This is a genomic window from Streptomyces xylophagus (assembly GCF_000716435.1).
Classification (GTDB): Bacteria; Actinomycetota; Actinomycetes; order Streptomycetales; family Streptomycetaceae; genus Streptomyces; species Streptomyces xylophagus.
The window spans coordinates 840,741-855,896 of sequence record NZ_JNWO01000007.1 but is presented as its reverse complement, the minus strand read 5'-3'; the positions used below and the strand labels follow the sequence as shown (position 1 = coordinate 855,896).

General features: G+C 70.0%; 11 protein-coding genes. 2 read left to right on the top strand and 9 right to left on the bottom strand.

All coding sequences use genetic code 11. The features are described from left to right. Nucleotides 1-9: 9 nt before the first annotated feature. From OO70_RS18770 to OO70_RS18730, 9 genes are all read right to left on the bottom strand, one after another. Nucleotides 10-852: a hypothetical protein gene (locus tag OO70_RS18770; protein WP_043671873.1), complete on the bottom strand. Its 843-nt coding sequence runs from the start codon at nucleotides 850-852 to the stop codon at nucleotides 10-12. Then, nucleotides 852-2,525 carry a PHP domain-containing protein gene (locus OO70_RS18765; RefSeq protein ID WP_043671870.1) on the bottom strand — a complete coding sequence of 558 codons (1,674 nt, stop codon included), beginning with the start codon at nucleotides 2,523-2,525 and terminating at the stop codon, nucleotides 852-854. The genes OO70_RS18770 and OO70_RS18765 overlap by 1 nt, the downstream gene beginning before the upstream one ends. Before the next feature lie 28 nt (nucleotides 2,526-2,553). Then, nucleotides 2,554-4,413, bottom strand: coding sequence for a LamG-like jellyroll fold domain-containing protein (locus tag OO70_RS18760; protein WP_043671867.1), 1,860 nt, complete (start codon nucleotides 4,411-4,413; stop codon nucleotides 2,554-2,556). A 52-nt stretch (nucleotides 4,414-4,465) separates the two neighbouring features. After that, nucleotides 4,466-7,456: a glycoside hydrolase family 2 TIM barrel-domain containing protein gene (locus OO70_RS18755; RefSeq protein WP_051741356.1), complete on the bottom strand. Its 2,991-nt coding sequence runs from the start codon at nucleotides 7,454-7,456 to the stop codon at nucleotides 4,466-4,468. Further along, nucleotides 7,453-8,373 (bottom strand): alkaline phosphatase family protein, encoded by a 921-nt coding sequence (locus OO70_RS18750; protein ID WP_267881222.1) that lies wholly within the window; start codon nucleotides 8,371-8,373, stop codon nucleotides 7,453-7,455. The genes OO70_RS18755 and OO70_RS18750 overlap by 4 nt, the downstream gene beginning before the upstream one ends. 155 nt (nucleotides 8,374-8,528) lie before the next feature. Beyond that, the gene (locus OO70_RS18745; RefSeq protein ID WP_234336881.1) at nucleotides 8,529-9,314 is read right to left on the bottom strand and encodes a carbohydrate ABC transporter permease; all 786 of its coding nucleotides are present in this window, start codon (nucleotides 9,312-9,314) and stop codon (nucleotides 8,529-8,531) included. 92 nt (nucleotides 9,315-9,406) lie between these two features. Further along, a complete protein-coding gene (locus OO70_RS18740; RefSeq protein ID WP_199827349.1) occupies nucleotides 9,407-10,381 on the bottom strand; it encodes a carbohydrate ABC transporter permease in 975 nt (324 codons plus the stop codon). A gap of 34 nt (nucleotides 10,382-10,415) precedes the next feature. Continuing rightward, complete coding sequence (locus tag OO70_RS18735; RefSeq protein WP_043671860.1) at nucleotides 10,416-11,693, bottom strand: ABC transporter substrate-binding protein; 1,278 nt, start codon at nucleotides 11,691-11,693, stop codon at nucleotides 10,416-10,418. A 114-nt stretch (nucleotides 11,694-11,807) separates the two neighbouring features. After that, nucleotides 11,808-12,827, bottom strand: coding sequence for a carbohydrate kinase family protein (locus OO70_RS18730; RefSeq protein WP_043672767.1), 1,020 nt, complete (start codon nucleotides 12,825-12,827; stop codon nucleotides 11,808-11,810). Nucleotides 12,828-12,954: 127 nt separating this feature from the next. On the opposite strand from OO70_RS18730, the gene OO70_RS18725 reads away from it, so the two are divergent. Then, the gene (locus OO70_RS18725; protein ID WP_043672765.1) at nucleotides 12,955-13,719 is read left to right on the top strand and encodes a DeoR/GlpR family DNA-binding transcription regulator; all 765 of its coding nucleotides are present in this window, start codon (nucleotides 12,955-12,957) and stop codon (nucleotides 13,717-13,719) included. Continuing rightward, a complete protein-coding gene (locus OO70_RS18720; protein WP_043671858.1) occupies nucleotides 13,716-15,053 on the top strand; it encodes a 6-phospho-beta-glucosidase in 1,338 nt (445 codons plus the stop codon). Before OO70_RS18725 ends, OO70_RS18720 begins: the two co-directional genes overlap by 4 nt. Nucleotides 15,054-15,156 lie beyond the last annotated feature (103 nt).

Here is a 15,156-nt window from a genome sequence, read left to right as displayed (position 1 = left end):
CTACTGCCGCTACTGCTGCTTGTACGAGTAGACGCTGGTCGACACCACGCACACGCCGGGCTGTACGACCTCGGCGCGCAGCGTGCCGCTGTTCACATCGTAGTCGACGCCCTCGGCCTCGAACGTGCCCGTGCAGATGCTGCGTTGGGGCAGCGCGAACAGGCTCGTGACCGTGCCGGTGATCGGCTGGCCGTCCAGCTTGTGCGGCAGGTCGACCTGGAGGAGCGGGCGGATCTCGGGGAACTTGGTCCCCGACGCGTCGTCCGAGACGCACACCAGGCGGGTGTCCGTCACGAAGTCGCAGCCCTGGATGTCGTTCACCGTCTTGTCCAGGGTGATCTGCCCGGCCTGCGGCAGCGTCCCGCCCGTCGCCGGAGTGGACGGGTTGAGCAGGGGAGTGGGGAAGACCTGGAGTCTGGACTGGTCGCCCCACTCGCCCGACACCATCCACTGCGTGTCCGGCGAGATGGCGTCGAACGAGTTGTTGATCTTTTCGCCCGAGTCGAGCGGGTGCACGTACGTGTAGCGCGTCCCGGACGGCGTGGTGACCGCGAACATCTTCGACGTGCCCGTGTCGGCGGCCTGGTAGGCGTCGAAGATGTAACCGTTCGCGATGTCCGGGTCGCCGATGTGGTTCCAGCCCTGGACGCGCAGATCCAGCGGGATGGACGCCAGTCCGCGGTACAGCAGCGAGCCGTCCGCACGCGACGCGACGCCCTCACCGCCGCCCAGGCTGTCGGTGTAGGCCGTGCCGGTCTCCGCCCAGGTGGTCGCGGCGGCGGCCGAGGAGATACTCACGCCGAGCGTGAAAGCACCCAATAAGGCGGCGAGGACGGTGAGTTGACGCTTCATCAGTTACCTGCCAGGTCGACGAAGATGGGGTTCGAATAGAACCATGTGTCGGCCCACGGGTCACCGTTTCCGGGCTCGTGGGGGATCGGGCCGTGCGGGTCGACCGAGGCGCCGAGGTAGCCCGCGCCGTGCCGCTCGCCGTCGCTGCCCCGCAGCCGCAGGTAGAACGGCTCGTCCCCGACGGTCACCGGGATCCGCAGCGTGTACGTCCCCTTGCGGCCGCTCACGTCGGCCGTACGGACGACCTTCGTGTCGGGCGCCCGCCACGCGTCCCGGTCGGACACCGCACCGCGCACCGCACCCCGGATCACGTCCACGTGCGCCAACTCCGGCAGGATTCCCTGGGCGTTGGGCCGCGAGGCGGTCGTCACCGTGACGCTCAGCGTGAGCCTCTCGCCCTTGCGGACCCGCAGCCGGCCGCCCAGCGTGACGCCCTGACCGTGGTCGCAGTCCCGCTTCAGGCGCACGTCGAGCCCGTCCAACAGGTGTCCGTGGTCGACCCAGACCCGGCCCGCGCGCATCCCCGCCATCACCGCGCCGTAGCCGTAGCGGGTCACGCCGACGTGGGTACGGCTGAACTCGCCGGGCCAGAAGTCGCTGCCGGGCTGCGGGGTGTCGGTGTTCACCGGGTCGGGCAGCTTGCCGGTGTTGTCGAAGTTCTGCCCATCGGGCCAGGCGCCGTTGGCCCAAGTGTCGTAGACCGTACGGTGGTTGTCGGAGTTCGTGGTGATCGAGAACAGCCGGCCCTCGGCCAGCATCGAGTCCCACAGCCCGCCGACGGTCGCCGTCGCCCAGTCGAAACCGCCGTACGTCACATACGCGTCCGCCGGATACCCCGCCCAGGACTGCGCCGACGGCTTGTTCTCGTACTCGCCCCGGATCGACGTCGCACCGCGCCAGCCGGGGAGTGCCGCGCCCTGTGCGCCGGGTGCGCCCTCCATGCCGATCATGATCTCGGGTGCCGCGTCCCGCCAGGCGCGCATCTCGTGCGGGGAGTCGATGCCGAGGCGCAGCGGGTGGTTGGCGAGGACGAGGACGTCGTCGACGTAGCCCGAACGGCGCTGCTCCGCAAGCCACTTGATGGCCTTGACGGCGTGCGCCTCGTTGCGGGCGGTGTCCGTCGCCCCGGCCGAGCCCTCGGTGTAGCCCAACAGCTTGCCGTCGTAGGCGAGTTCGAACTGCGTGAGCAGATCCACCTCGTGACGGCCCGGCGCGGCGAAGATCGTGCAGTGCTCGGCGGCCGGGATGTACCACTCCAGGCCCTGGAAGATCAGCTGACGCGGGTTCTCCGCGCGGGCCTTGAGGATCTCGGCGTGCTCCAACTTCGCGCCGTAGTTGGCGTGTCCGAAGTTGGAGTGCTCGTTGAACACCATCCAGTCGAGGCCGTACGTCGCGGCGGCCTTGGCCTGCTGGGAGAACGTGTACTTGGCGTCGTGGCTGTACACCGAGTGCACGTGGTGGTCGCCGACGAGGTAGGCGAGGCGCGGGTCGTTGCCGCCGTACCCCCGGCCCGCCGCCGACGCGGAGGTGGCCAACGGCCCCGCACCGAGAGTGAACGCGGCACCGAACAGGCCCGCGCGGCGCAGGAGTTGGCGACGGGAGACACCCTGAGCGTCGAGGGCGGCGGGGGAGACGGACGGGTCGGCCCAGGTGGGCAGCTGCTGCTCGGTCATGATGGTTCGGAAGTCCTCTGGAGGGCTGTCAGTGGGTCATGAAGGAGGTCACGGGCAGCGCCCGGGAGACGATCCGGACGTCGCCGAGGCGGCCGTGCAGGATCTGGTCGATCTTGTCCGCGTACTCGTATCCGCCGAGCAGCCAGGGCTGGCCGGAGGACGCGATGCCGATCGCGGGGGCGTGCGGGTTGCGGGCCACCGGGCAGCCCTGGACGTACATCGTGGTGTGCCGCCCGTCGTTGACGACGGCGAGGTGCCACCAGATCTCGGGGTCGGTCTCGTCACCCCAGTTGGTGGCCAACTGCTGCTGGTTCAGGGCGTGTACGGCCCACTGCGGGCCCGGCCCGTCGGACAGTGACAGGGTGGCGAGCGGCTCGTCGGGGTCGTCCGTCACCGTGCCGACGGAGCCGTTGCGGCCGGTGCGGCTGACCAGCCCGGCCCAGGCGTTGTGCGAGGCGTTCCAGTCGGCGGGCAGCCAGTAGAACGCCTCGATGGTGTAACCGTTCTTGAACGTCGCCGAGTTGAGCGGCGCACCGTCCACGGTCCGCAGGTACGCGCCCTGCAACGGCGACTTGTAGCCCGTGAACTCCAGGCTGCCGTGCCCCGGTTGGTCCGGGTGGTGGTCCGCCGACCAGCCGAGGGTGCCGCCGTTCACGGAGACCACGGTGAGGTCGTTGCCGCGGCCGGACAGGTCACGGACGGTGCCGGAGCCGGAGACCGGGGACTCGAAGCGCCAGTAGGCGGCCGTGCCCGGGATCAGCATCTTGGACGCGGGGCGCGCCGCGCGGACCGGCACCGGGTCGAAGCCCGCGAAGCGGTCGGCGAAGTCGATGTCGACGGAGAACCGGTCGGCGTCGCCGCTGAGTTCGATCTCCTGCCGCTCCAGCTCGTTGAGGCCCTTCGCCGCCCGGCCCAGGATCCACGGCGACACCGTCTCCACGTCGATGACGTCGCGGTCCAGGTCGAAGTGGTAGAGGCGGATCATCGCCGCGCCGCCGAAGTAGCGGTTCTGATAGTTCGTCAGGTGGAGGTGTACGTCGTTGCCGGCCGTGTTCTTGCGGGTCGCCCGGCGAGCGGGCCAGTAGTGGCCGTTGAGGGTCAGGAAGATCTGGTCGTGGTCCGTGATGAGCTGGTCCCACAGCTGCTGCCCGTAGTCCGACAACGTGTCGTCGTCCACGACCAGTTCGTGGGTGGTGAGGATGACCGGCGTCTTCGGATGCTGCGCGATGACGTCCTTCGCCCAGGCGTAGCCCTTCGCCGACAGCCGCCAGTCCAGGGCCAGGACGAGCCACTCCCGCCCGGCCGCCTTGAACACGTGGTACGTGTTGTAGCCGTCCGAAGAGGCGCCGCCGAACGTGGACTTGTTCTTGAACCGCTGCGGGCCGAACGTGTCCAGGTAGGGCGACGCCCCGCGCTGGTCGTCCGTCGACGACTTGATGTCGTGGTTGCCCGCCAGCACGCTGTAGCCGACACCCCGCCGGTCCAGCAGCCCGAACGCCTCCCCGATCGCGGCGAATTCGGGCTTCGCCCCGTTCTGCGTCAGGTCGCCGAGGTGGGACAGGAACACGATGTTCTCGTCCTTGCCGTGCTCCAGGAGGTAACGCAGCGAGGCCTCGATCGGCGCCTTGTCGATGCTCGGCCCGTCGAAGAGGTACTGGGTGTCCGGCATCACGGCGAGAGTGAAGCGCCGGCTGTCGGTGTCTGGCCGCCAACTCGCCTTCGTGGACGCCGAGTTCGGGGCCGCTTCGGCAACGCCCGGCAGCGCGACGCCGGCCGTGGCGGCGGCGCCGAGCAGCGCGGTCGCCCGGAGGAAACTGCGCCGTCCGGCGCCGGCCTGGGCCGTCTCGCACTGATCGTTTTCAGACTCGTGCTCATGGGAAGTACACACGTGTGCTCCGTACAGGGTGAGTGCTCGTGAAAGCTGCTGAGAACCGGGGAGTTCAGAGAACGCGAAGGGTCCAGCTCCAGCGATGGACACCCGGTGCTACGAGATACTTCGGTGACGTGTCGGGGCCGCACGACGCCGTGCCCAACCCCCGGTGCACCGCGTCGAGTTGCACCACGCAGGACGCGCGCGGCACCAGCTCGTCGTGATGCCGCGCGGCGGTCAGATCCTCGGCGCGATGGCGGGTCACCGAGACCTGGCGGGGCTCGTCGAGGTCGACCGCGAGACCGGTGGCGTCCGGTGCCGACAGCGTGAACCGCCGCACCCCGTACCGGCCACCGCTCTCCTGCGGCCGCAGATACGGAGTGAACAACTCGTCGACGGGGACCGAGTGGTGGCCCACGGGCGCGCCCGTGCTGCGGTCGGGGTACGACTCCCAGGGACCCCGGCCGAACCACTCCAGCAGATCGAGCCCCGGCACCGTCTCGAACACGGTGCCCACCCGGGCCACGTCGTCGAACTCCTCGGGCAGCTCGGCCGATTCCTCGACCCGCACCCCGCCCTCCACCGGCGTGAACACCTGACAGTGCCGGACCACACCGGCGGCCCCGGCGTACTCGGCGACCGTCGTCACCCTCCCCCAGCCTTCGGCCGGGGGGACCCCCATCTCGCTTCGCTCGCCGTCACGCCGTACCGAAACGACCTTGCGGACCAGCGAGTCGAGACCCCAGGTCCGCCAGCGCAGCGCCATGCCGCCCAACTCGTCGTTGTCGGTGGGCGCCCGCCACAGGGACAGCGTCGGGGCGACCGTCAGCAGCGGGTGGATCAGGAGACCCTCGCCGTCGACCTCGATCCGGCCGCCGCCAACCACCGGCGATGTCACGGGAGTCGCCGCCCGCAGCCGTACCTGGGGCGCGCACACCTCCGTGCCGCGCGGCGCCCACGCCTGGTCCTCGGCCGTGGTCACCCGCAGCGTCAGCCAGGCCTCGCCGCCGTCCTCCGGCAGTTCGAACGGCAGCGGTACGGCCACCGTCTCGCCCGGGCACAGGGCGGGCAGTTCGGCCGGGGCGGTCAGCGTACGGCCGTCCGCGAGGGCCAACTCCCAGGTGGCGGCGAGCCATTCGAGGCCCCGGAAGTGCTGGTGGTTGCCGAGGACGATGCCCTCGTGCCGGAAGCACTCGATACGCACCGGTGCCGAGATCTCCCGATGCTCGAACATCACCGGCTTGGGCGTGCGGTCGGGAAACACCACGCCGTCCGCGATGAACGCGCCGTCGTGGATCGTCTCGCCGAAGTCACCGCCGTACGCCCAGCGGTGACCGGGCGCGGCGACACCGTTGTCATACAGTCCGGCGCCCGCGCGGCCGGTGGGTCTTCCGTCGCTCACACGCTGCAGGATTCCGTGGTCCCAGAACTCCCAGATGAAGCCGCCCTGAAGACCCGGGGTTGACTCGATGGCAGCCCAGTGGTCCGCGAGGGTTCCGTTGCTGTTGCCCATGGCGTGCGAGTACTCGCACTGGATCAACGGCTTGGTCTGCTCACCGGACAGCGCGTGCGCGACACAGTCCTCCAGCGACGCGTACATCGGACACGCGATGTCGGAGGCGAGATCCGGGTCGGCCCAGCCGCGCTTGGCGGCACCTTCGTACTGGATCGGTCTGGTGGGGTCATGGCGCCGGACCCAGCCGGCCGCGGCGTCGTGGTTCGCGCCGTAGTCGGACTCGTTGCCGAGCGACCAGATGATGACCGAGGGGTGGTTCTTGTCGCGCAGCACCATCCGCGAGACGCGGTCCACGAACGCGTTCAGATAGCGCGGGTCGTCCGCGATCTCGTGGGCGTGGTCGTGCGACTCGATGTCCGCCTCGTCGACGACATAGAAGCCCAGCTCGTCGGCGAGGTCGTACAGCGCCGGGTCGTTCGGATAGTGGGAGGTGCGGATCGCGTTGAACCCGAACCGCTTCAGCAGCACCAGATCGGCGCGCATGTCGTCGTACGAGACCGTCCGGCCGGTCAGTGGATGGAAGTCGTGCCGGTTGACGCCCCGGACGAACACCCGCTCGCCGTTGACGAGCAGGTCCCGCCCGACGATCTCCACGTCACGGAAACCGATGCGCCGGTACGACGTGTCGGTGACCGTTCCGTCGGCGCGGTGCAGCCGGACGGTGAGGCCGTACAGCTCCGGCGTCTCGGCGTTCCAGGTGCGGACCTCGGGGACGGACGCCCGGATGCGGGCCTCGCCGAGGAAGTCCGAGACACGGTCGTCCTCGGCGTTGAAACGGTCGAACTCCTCGTCCTGGACGAGGAGTTGGCTGTCCAGTCCTCCGGTGACGTACCACCCGGCGGGCAGCGCACCGCCGGCGTCCCGCACCTGGCAGTCGACCTGGAGCTCCCCGTCGTGGCGCGCCCGCACGGTCACGTCCGCGAGATACAGCGGGTCGGTCGCGTACAGCAGCACCGACCGCGTGATGCCCCCGTGCCACCACTGGTCCTGGTCCTCGATGTGCGAGGAGTCCGACCACTTGACCACGGTCAGCCGTACGGTGGCTCGCTCGCCGGGACGCACGACGCCCGAGAGGTCGAACTCGGCGGCGAGGTGGGAGTCCTTGGAGATGCCGACGGGCCGCCCGTCCACGTGCACGAGCAGGACGCTCTCGGCGGCCCCGACCTGGAGCACGATGCGCCGCCCGGCCCAGTCGGCCGGGACGTCGATCTCCCGCTCGTAGACACCCGTCGGATTGTCGGCGGGCGACAGTGGAGGGAATTCTGCATACGGCATACGGACGTTCGTGTACTGCGGAAGGTCGTCCGTATCCTGCATCGTCCATGCACCTGGCACGTATGCCATGGACCATACGTCGGCCGGCGGTGCGTCGGGCGCCGGCAGCAGCTGGAAGCGCCACTCCCCGTCGAGAGAGACCGCATCCGGTCGACGGTCGACGGCGTTCATGGGGAGCCGTGCCCAGGAGGTCAGCTCGGGTGCCTCCCAGGGGCGGAGGGCGATCAGGGGATCGGCGGGCCGGGGCCCGTGGATCGACGGATCGTTCATCGGCGGATGGCTCCCTTGTCGGTCGGTGTGCGCGGCATGACGGGGGGCGGGGGTGGCGTGACGGGTCCGGGCAGGACCCGTCCGGCCAGGCCCCAGTCCGGGTCGACGGGGATGCCGAGCCGGTCCAGGACGGTGGGGGCGATGTCGACGAGCCGGGGCGAGTCGAGCCGGGTGCCGGCTGGCGTGCCGGGCTCGGCGAGGACGACGAACACCTCGCGCTCGGCGCGGGTGTCGCCGCCGTGGCCGCCGGTGTCGAGGTGCCCGTGGTCGGTGGTGACCAGCACGGTCCACCGCTCGCCGGAGGGCCGTGCGTCGAGCGCCGCGAGCAGCCGCCCCAGATGGGTGTCCTGGGCGAGAAGAGCGTTGTCGTAGGCGGCGGAGAGGGGACCCGTGGCGTGACCGGCCTCGTCGGTGGCGCCGAAGTACACGAACACCAGGTCGGGGTCGTCCTCGGTGAGCCAGCGCAGGGCGGTGCGGGCGACGAGGTCGTCCGCGGTCGCGTAGCCGTCGCTCTCGCCGTCGTGGTGCACCCGCCGCCCGATGGCGGGGCCGAGGACACCGCGGTGGACCAGCTCCGGCCAGGACACTGCGGCGGCGGTGCGCAGACCGGGGCGGGCGAGGGCCGCGCGGCTGAGGAAGTCGGGGTGGCGGGCGTAGTCGGCGCCCGCGAAGTCGTTGCCGGTGACCCCGTGCCGGTCGGGCCACACCCCGGTCAGCACGCTGGACCAGCCGGGCCCGGAGTCGGTGTAGGCCATGCTCGTCCACGGTCCGCCCTCGGCCTGGCCGTCGGCCTCGCCGTACGGCAGCAGGCTGGTGCCGTGGGCGCCCCCGGCCAGCAGGCCGTGCAGGACGGGGGCGTGGGCCGCGGAGCGGACCAGCCGGTCGTGGCGCAGTCCGTCCATGCCCACCACGAGCACCTTGCCGCGCGGGGTGCCGCCCCGGCCGGCGGACCCCTGCCTCTCCGCCGACCGCGTCCGCTCGGCGTCGGTGTCCGTCACCGGATCCATCCCTCCTCTGTCCTGCGCGTCCCGCTGTCTGTGCGTACCGCGCGGGCCGGGGCGGCCCGCGCGGGTCAGGTGCCCTGCACCGCGCCCTCGGTGGCGCCCGCGATGAAGCCGCGGGCGAAGACGGCGAAGACCAGCACCAGCGGGAGCGACGCCATCAGCACCCCGGCCATGACCATGCTGTAGTCGGTGGTGTGGCCGACGTTCAGCTGGGCCAGCTCCACCTGGAGGGTCACGTGGTCCGGGTTGGTGAGCACGATGAGCGGCCAGACGTAGTCGTTCCAGGCGCCGACGAAGGCGTAGATCGCGAGGAAGGACAGCGCGGGCCTGATCATCGGCAGCGCGATGTTCCAGTACTGGCGGAAGAACCCGGCGCCGTCGATGCGCGCGGCGTCGAGGAGTTCGTCGGGCACGCCGTTCTCGATGTACTGGCGCAGCCAGAAGATGCCGAAGGCGTTGGCCAGGGCGGGCGGGATCAGCGCCTTGAGCATGCCCACCCAGCCGATGTTCGACATGAGGATGAACTGCGGCAGGATCGCCAGTTGCAACGGCAGCATCATGAACAGCAGCAGCGTGCCGAAGAGCACCTTGCGGCCGGGGAAGTCGAACTTGGCGAAGGTGAATGCCGCCAGCGAGTCGACGAACAGCACCAGGACGGTGGTGACGGTCGCGACGATGACCGTGTTGAGCATCGACCCGAAGAAGTCGATGGTGTTCAGCACATGCCGGATGTTCTCCAGCAGATGGGAGCCGAAGGTGAACTTCGGCGGGCTCTTGTAGATGTCCTGGGTGGTGTTGGTCGCCATGACGATCGTCCACACGAAGGGGAAGACCGAGAGCAGGACGGCCGCCATGAGGATGATGTGCGCGGTCAGGCCCTTGGGGCGGCGCAGCCGCCTCGCGCGCGGGGCCGGCCGGGTCGGCTCGGCTGTCGGATCGGCTGTGGTCACGGCTTCCTCCCTCGTTGGGTGATGCGCCAGTTGACGGCGACGAGGACGATGATCAACAGGAAGAAGGCCCACACGATGGCGGCGCCGTAGCCGTAGTCGTTGTTGAGGAAGGCCGACTGGTAGAAGTACAGCAGCGTGGTCAGACCGGCCTGTCCGGGGCCGCCGAGGTTGGCGTTGGCGGCGTTGCTGGCGAACAGCACCTGGGGTTCGCTGAAGCTCTGCAGGCCGTTGATGGTCGAGATGACGACGGTGAACAGGATGATCGGCCGCAGGATCGGGACGGTGATCTGGAAGAACGTGCGGACCGGGCCGGCGCCGTCCACCTTCGCCGCCTCGTAGATGGAGGTCGGGATCGCCTGGAGACCGGCCAGGTAGATGATCATGTTGTAGCCGGTCCACATCCATGTCATCAGCAGCGCGATGACCACCTTGATCAGCCACGGGTTGCTCAGCCACGGCACCGGCGAGATGCCGACCGTGCCGAGGATCGCGTTGACCAGGCCGAAGTTGTTGCTGAACACCGCGCCGAAGAAGATCGCCACAGCGACGATCGAGGTGACGTTCGGTACGTAGAGGGCGATCCGGTAGAAGCCCTTGAAGCGGCGCACCGAGTGCAGCAGCGTGGCCAGCACCAGGGCGCCCAGCAGGGTGGGCACCGTGGACAGCACCCAGATCACCAGGGTGTTGCGGATCGACAGCCAGAAGACCGGGTCCGACCACAGGAACCGGAACTGCTGCAGGCCCACGAACTGCTTGTCACCGAGGCCGTCCCAGCGCTGGAAGGCCAGGTACAGCGAGTAGAACACCGGGAAGAAGGAGAACGCGGCGAAGATCAGGTAGAAGGGCGAGATCGCCAGGTACTGCCGCCAGTACGCCAGCGGGCCGCGCCGCTTCGGGCGGACGGTGCCGACGGGGGTGGCGCGCCGGGGACGGAACCGGGCCGGGCCCGGCCCGCCGCGGTGTTCGGACACCGCGGCGGGACCGGCGACCGGAGGGGATGTCACCTCAGTTCACCCCCTGGCGGCGGGCGATCTGCTTGGCCTGGCTGACCGCGTCGTTCCAGGCGTCGTCGGGCTTCTTGCCCTTGGCCTCGATGTTGGTCAGTTCCGTCTTGTAGGGGGCCATGACGGCGGCGTCGGCCGGGGCCTCGTAGGTGTTCGGGACGGCCTTGGCGGCCGGCCCGAAGATCTCGATGATCTTCTGTCCGCCGAAGAAGGCGTCGGGGCCCGTCATGGCCGGCATCGTGTACGCGGCCGGGGCGGCGGGGAAGATGGCGGCGTCGGTGAACCCGCGGGCGTCGTTGGCCGGGCTGAGGATCCAGCTGATGATCTTGAAGGCTTCCTCGGGATTCCGGCACTGCTTGGGCAGGGCCAGGTAGGAGCCGCCCTGGTTGGCCGGTCCGACGGGCATCGCGCACACCCGCCACTTGCCCTTCGTCTGAGGGGCCGCCTGCTCGATGTCCAGCGCGTGCCAGGCCGCGCCGAGCTCGGTGAGGAGGGTCTTGCCGACGGCGGCGTTCCAGGAGTTGTCGTTGATCTTGGCGTCGAGGCCCAGGGTGTAGGGGCGCACCGACGTGGTCCATGCGGCGCGGATGTGGTCCTGGTCGCCGATGAAGTGGTTGTTCTTGTCGATGAACCGCTGCGTGCCCTGGCCGACGGTCATGTCGAACATGGAGCCGAGGTTGTTGACCAGGAAGGTGCCGGGGTTCTTCTTCTGCAGCTCGGTGCCGAGCGCGAAGTAGTCGTCCCAGGTCTTGACCAGGGCGGCGACCTTGTCGGGGTCGGTGGCCACGCCGGCCTTGGCGAACAGGTCCTCGCGGTAGAAGAGCGCGGTGGGGCCGATGTCGATCGGGAAGCCGATCTGCTTGCCGTCGCTGGTCTGGGCGAGCTTCGTCTTCCAGCCCAGGTACTGCGAGGAGAGCTTCTTGAAGCCCAGGTCGTTCAGGTCGAGGAAGCGGGAGGCGTTGGGCAGGAAGGACGCGATGTCCTCGCCCTTGATGCCGGTGATGTCGGGCACGGAGGAGCCGCCCGCGGCGAGGGTGGTGGTGAGCTTCTGCTTGAAGTCACCGCCGATGGAGGAGGCCGTCAGCTTGACCGCACCGCTGAAGTGGGTCTTCGCCTCCGCCACCACCTTGTCGCTGAGCGCGCCGCCCCAGTACCACAGGGTGAGGTTCTTGCCGTTCTTGGTGCCGCCCGATCCGGAGCCGCCGCATGCGACGGTCAGGCCGGACGCCGCCGCGGTGAGCGCGGCGGCCTGGAGGAAGCCTCTGCGTGAAAGGTCCACGGGTCACTCCTGTTGTTCCTGTGCGTGGTACTGAGGGGCGTGGGCTGAGGGGGTGGTGCTTGTGGGGCGGGGGTGCTGTGGGGCTCTGGGACCGGGCGGGGGATCGGGTGCGGGTCAGTGCTGCCGGGCGGGCGGGGTGACGGGCGCGTGGTGCACCGGGGGGCCCGCGTCCGGCGGCAGGCGGCCGGCGAGGAAGCCGTAGGCCTGCTTCAGGTCGGGATCGGTCAGGGAGCGCCACCAGCGGTCGACGCCGTACCAGCCGGGGGCCGCGAGGGCGCCGCCGTGGTGCTGTACGGACAGCCCGGCCGCCAGGACCGCGAACCGCAGCCGTTCGGCCAGTGGCCAGCCGCCGAGGGAAGCCGTGACGAAGCTCGCCCCGAAGACGTCCCCGGCGCCGGTCGCGTCCAGGACGTCCACGGCGAGGGCCGGGACCTCCGCGTACTCCCCGGTGATCTGGTCGACGGCGATCGCGCCGTCCGCGCCCCGGGTGACGACCGCCACCGGCACCAGCTCCGCGAGCGTACCGAGGGCCGCCACCGCGCTGTCGGTGCGGGTGTAGGCCATCGCCTCGGTCTCGTTCGGGAGGAAGGCGTGGCACAGGGCGAGCTGGTCGAGGAGGTCGCGGGACCACTCCTGGGTGGGGTCCCAGCCGACGTCCGCGTAGACGTGGGTGCCGTTCGCGGCGGCCTTGGCGATCCACTCGCGCGGCTCGGCCTCGATGTGCACCAGCGCCGTGCGCGCCTCGGGCGGGTCGCCCATCAGCGCGTCCTGCGTGAACGGGGGCTCCTGGCCGTGGGTGACGAGGGCCCGGTCGTGACCGGTCGCGAGCGAGACGGTGACGGGGGTGGGCCAGCCGTCCGCGGTGCGGGAGAGCGAGAGGTCGATGTTCTCCTGGTCGCACAGGACGTCCCGGCAGTACTCGCCGTAGAAGTCGTCACCGAAGACCGTGGCCAGCGAGGTGCGCAGGCCGAAGCGGGCCGTGGCCACCGCGAGGTTCGCGATGCCGCCGGGGCCGCAGCCCATGCCGCCCGTCCAGATCTCCTCGCCCGGCGTCGGCGGCTTTCCCAGCCCCGTGAGAACGAGGTCGTAGAAGAGCAGCCCGGTCAGCAGCACATCGGGCCTGTCGTCGTCCACGCGCGCCACCTCTCGTCAAAACTCGTCATTTTCGATGCCGGAATCGTGCGCTGCTCGGGGAGATTGGTCAATACCCGAGCAGAACTGAGCATGGAAATGATTGAAGATGACGAGTAGTGTGCACCGCGTGCTGGCAGAACGACGACACCAACTCATCCTGCGGGCCCTTCGCTCGGGTGGCCCCGCCTCTGTGACCGACCTCTCCGAGCAACTCGGCGTGAGTCCGGCCACCATCCGGCGCGACTTGGTCAGACTGGAGGAGGACGGACTGCTCACCCGGGTCCACGGCGGTGCCGTGGCCGACGAGGGCGATCAGCCCTTCGCCGAGGTCGCCGAGGTGCGGGTGGCAGAGAAGGACGCGATAGCCGCGCGCGCCGCCGCCATGGTGGCCGACGGCCAATCGGTCCTCCTCGACATCGGCACCACCGCCTACCGCCTGGCCCGGCAGCTGCACGGCCGCCGCCTCACCGTGATCACCAGCAACCTGGTCGTCTACGAGGAGCTGGCCGACGACGAGGGCATCGAACTGGTGCTGCTCGGCGGCATGGTCCGGCGCGAGTACCGCTCCCTGGTGGGCTTCCTCACCGAGGACAACCTGCGCCAGCTGCACGCCGACTGGCTCTTCCTCGGCACCAGCGGCGTGCGGTCCGGCGGACAGGTGATGGACACGACGGTCGTCGAGGTGCCGGTCAAGCGAGCCATGATCAAGGCCGGTGAAAAGGTCGTCCTGCTCGCCGACGCGCAGAAGTTCCCGGGGACGGGCATGGCGAAGGTGTGCGGTCCCGAGGACCTGGACGCGGTGGTGACGAACGCCCCGGTGGACCCGGTGACCCGTTCCTCCCTGGAGGAAGCGGGCGTCGAGGTCGTCGTGGCAGGAAAGGTGAAAGCGTGAAGCTGACGATTCTGGGCGGCGGCGGATTCCGCGTGCCGCTCGTGTACGGGGCACTGCTGACCGACCGCGGCGAGGGCCGGGTCACCGAAGTGGTGCTGCACGACCTCGACGACAGTCGACTGTATGCGGTCGCCCGTGTACTGGCCGAACAGGCCGCCACCGTGCCCGACGCCCCCACCGTCACCGCCACCACCGACCTCGACGAGGCCCTGCGCGGCGCCGACTTCATCTTCTCCGCGATCCGCGTGGGCGGCCTGGAGGGCCGCGCGAACGACGAGCGGGTGGCACTGGCGGAAGGCGTCCTCGGCCAGGAGACGGTCGGCGCCGGCGGTATTGCCTATGGTCTACGAACCGTCCCCGTGGCCGTCGACATCGCGCAGCGCGTGGCCCGCCTCGCCCCCGACGCCTGGGTCATCAACTTCACCAACCCCGCCGGCCTGGTCACCGAGGCCATGTCCCGCCACCTCGGCGACCGCGTCATCGGCATCTGCGACTCCCCGGTCGGCCTCGGCCGCCGTATCGCCAAGGTGCTCGGCGCCAACCCGCGCGAGGCCTTCATCGACTACGTCGGCCTCAACCACCTCGGCTGGGTGCGCGGCCTGCGCGTCGCCGGCCGCGACGAACTCCCGCGCCTGCTCGCCGACCCCGACCTGCTCGGCTCCTTCGAGGAGGGCAAGCTCTTCGGCACCGAGTGGCTCCAGTCGCTCGGCGCCATCCCGAACGAGTACCTGCACTACTACTACTTCAACCGCGAGACTGTCCGCGCCTACCGCGAGGTCGAGCGGACCCGCGGCGCGTTCCTGCGCGACCAACAGGCCCAGTTCTACGACGAGATGAAGCGCCCCGACGCCTCCGCGCTGACCGCCTGGGACCGCACCCGCGCCGAGCGCGAGGCGACCTACATGTCGGAGAACCGGGAGACGGCCGGCGCCGGCGAGCGTGACGCCGACGACCTCTCCGGCGGGTACGAGAAGGTCGCCCTCGCCCTGATGCGGGCCATCGCCCGCGACGAGCGCACCACCCTGATCCTCAACGTCCGCAACCAGGGCGCCCTGTCCGTCCTCGACGCGGACGCCGTCATCGAGGTGCCGTGCCTGGTCGACGCCAACGGCGCCCACCCCGTCGCCGTCGACCCGCTGCCCGACCACGCCACCGGTCTGGTCTGCGCGGTCAAGGGCGTCGAGCGCGAGGTCCTCGCGGCGGCCGAGAACGGCTCCCGCACGACGGCCGTGAAGGCCTTCGCGCTGCACCCCCTGGTTGACTCCGTGAACGTCGCACGCCGCCTGGTCGAGGGCTATACCGAGGTCCACCCGGGCCTGGCGTACCTTAAGTAGGCATCGCCCCGGTAAGCGCTTTCCCCCGAGATCTCGGCAGCGAGTTCTCACCAGCTCCCCAAGCTCTCAGCAGCTCAGCTCCCTGGTTCCCTGGAGACTTCCC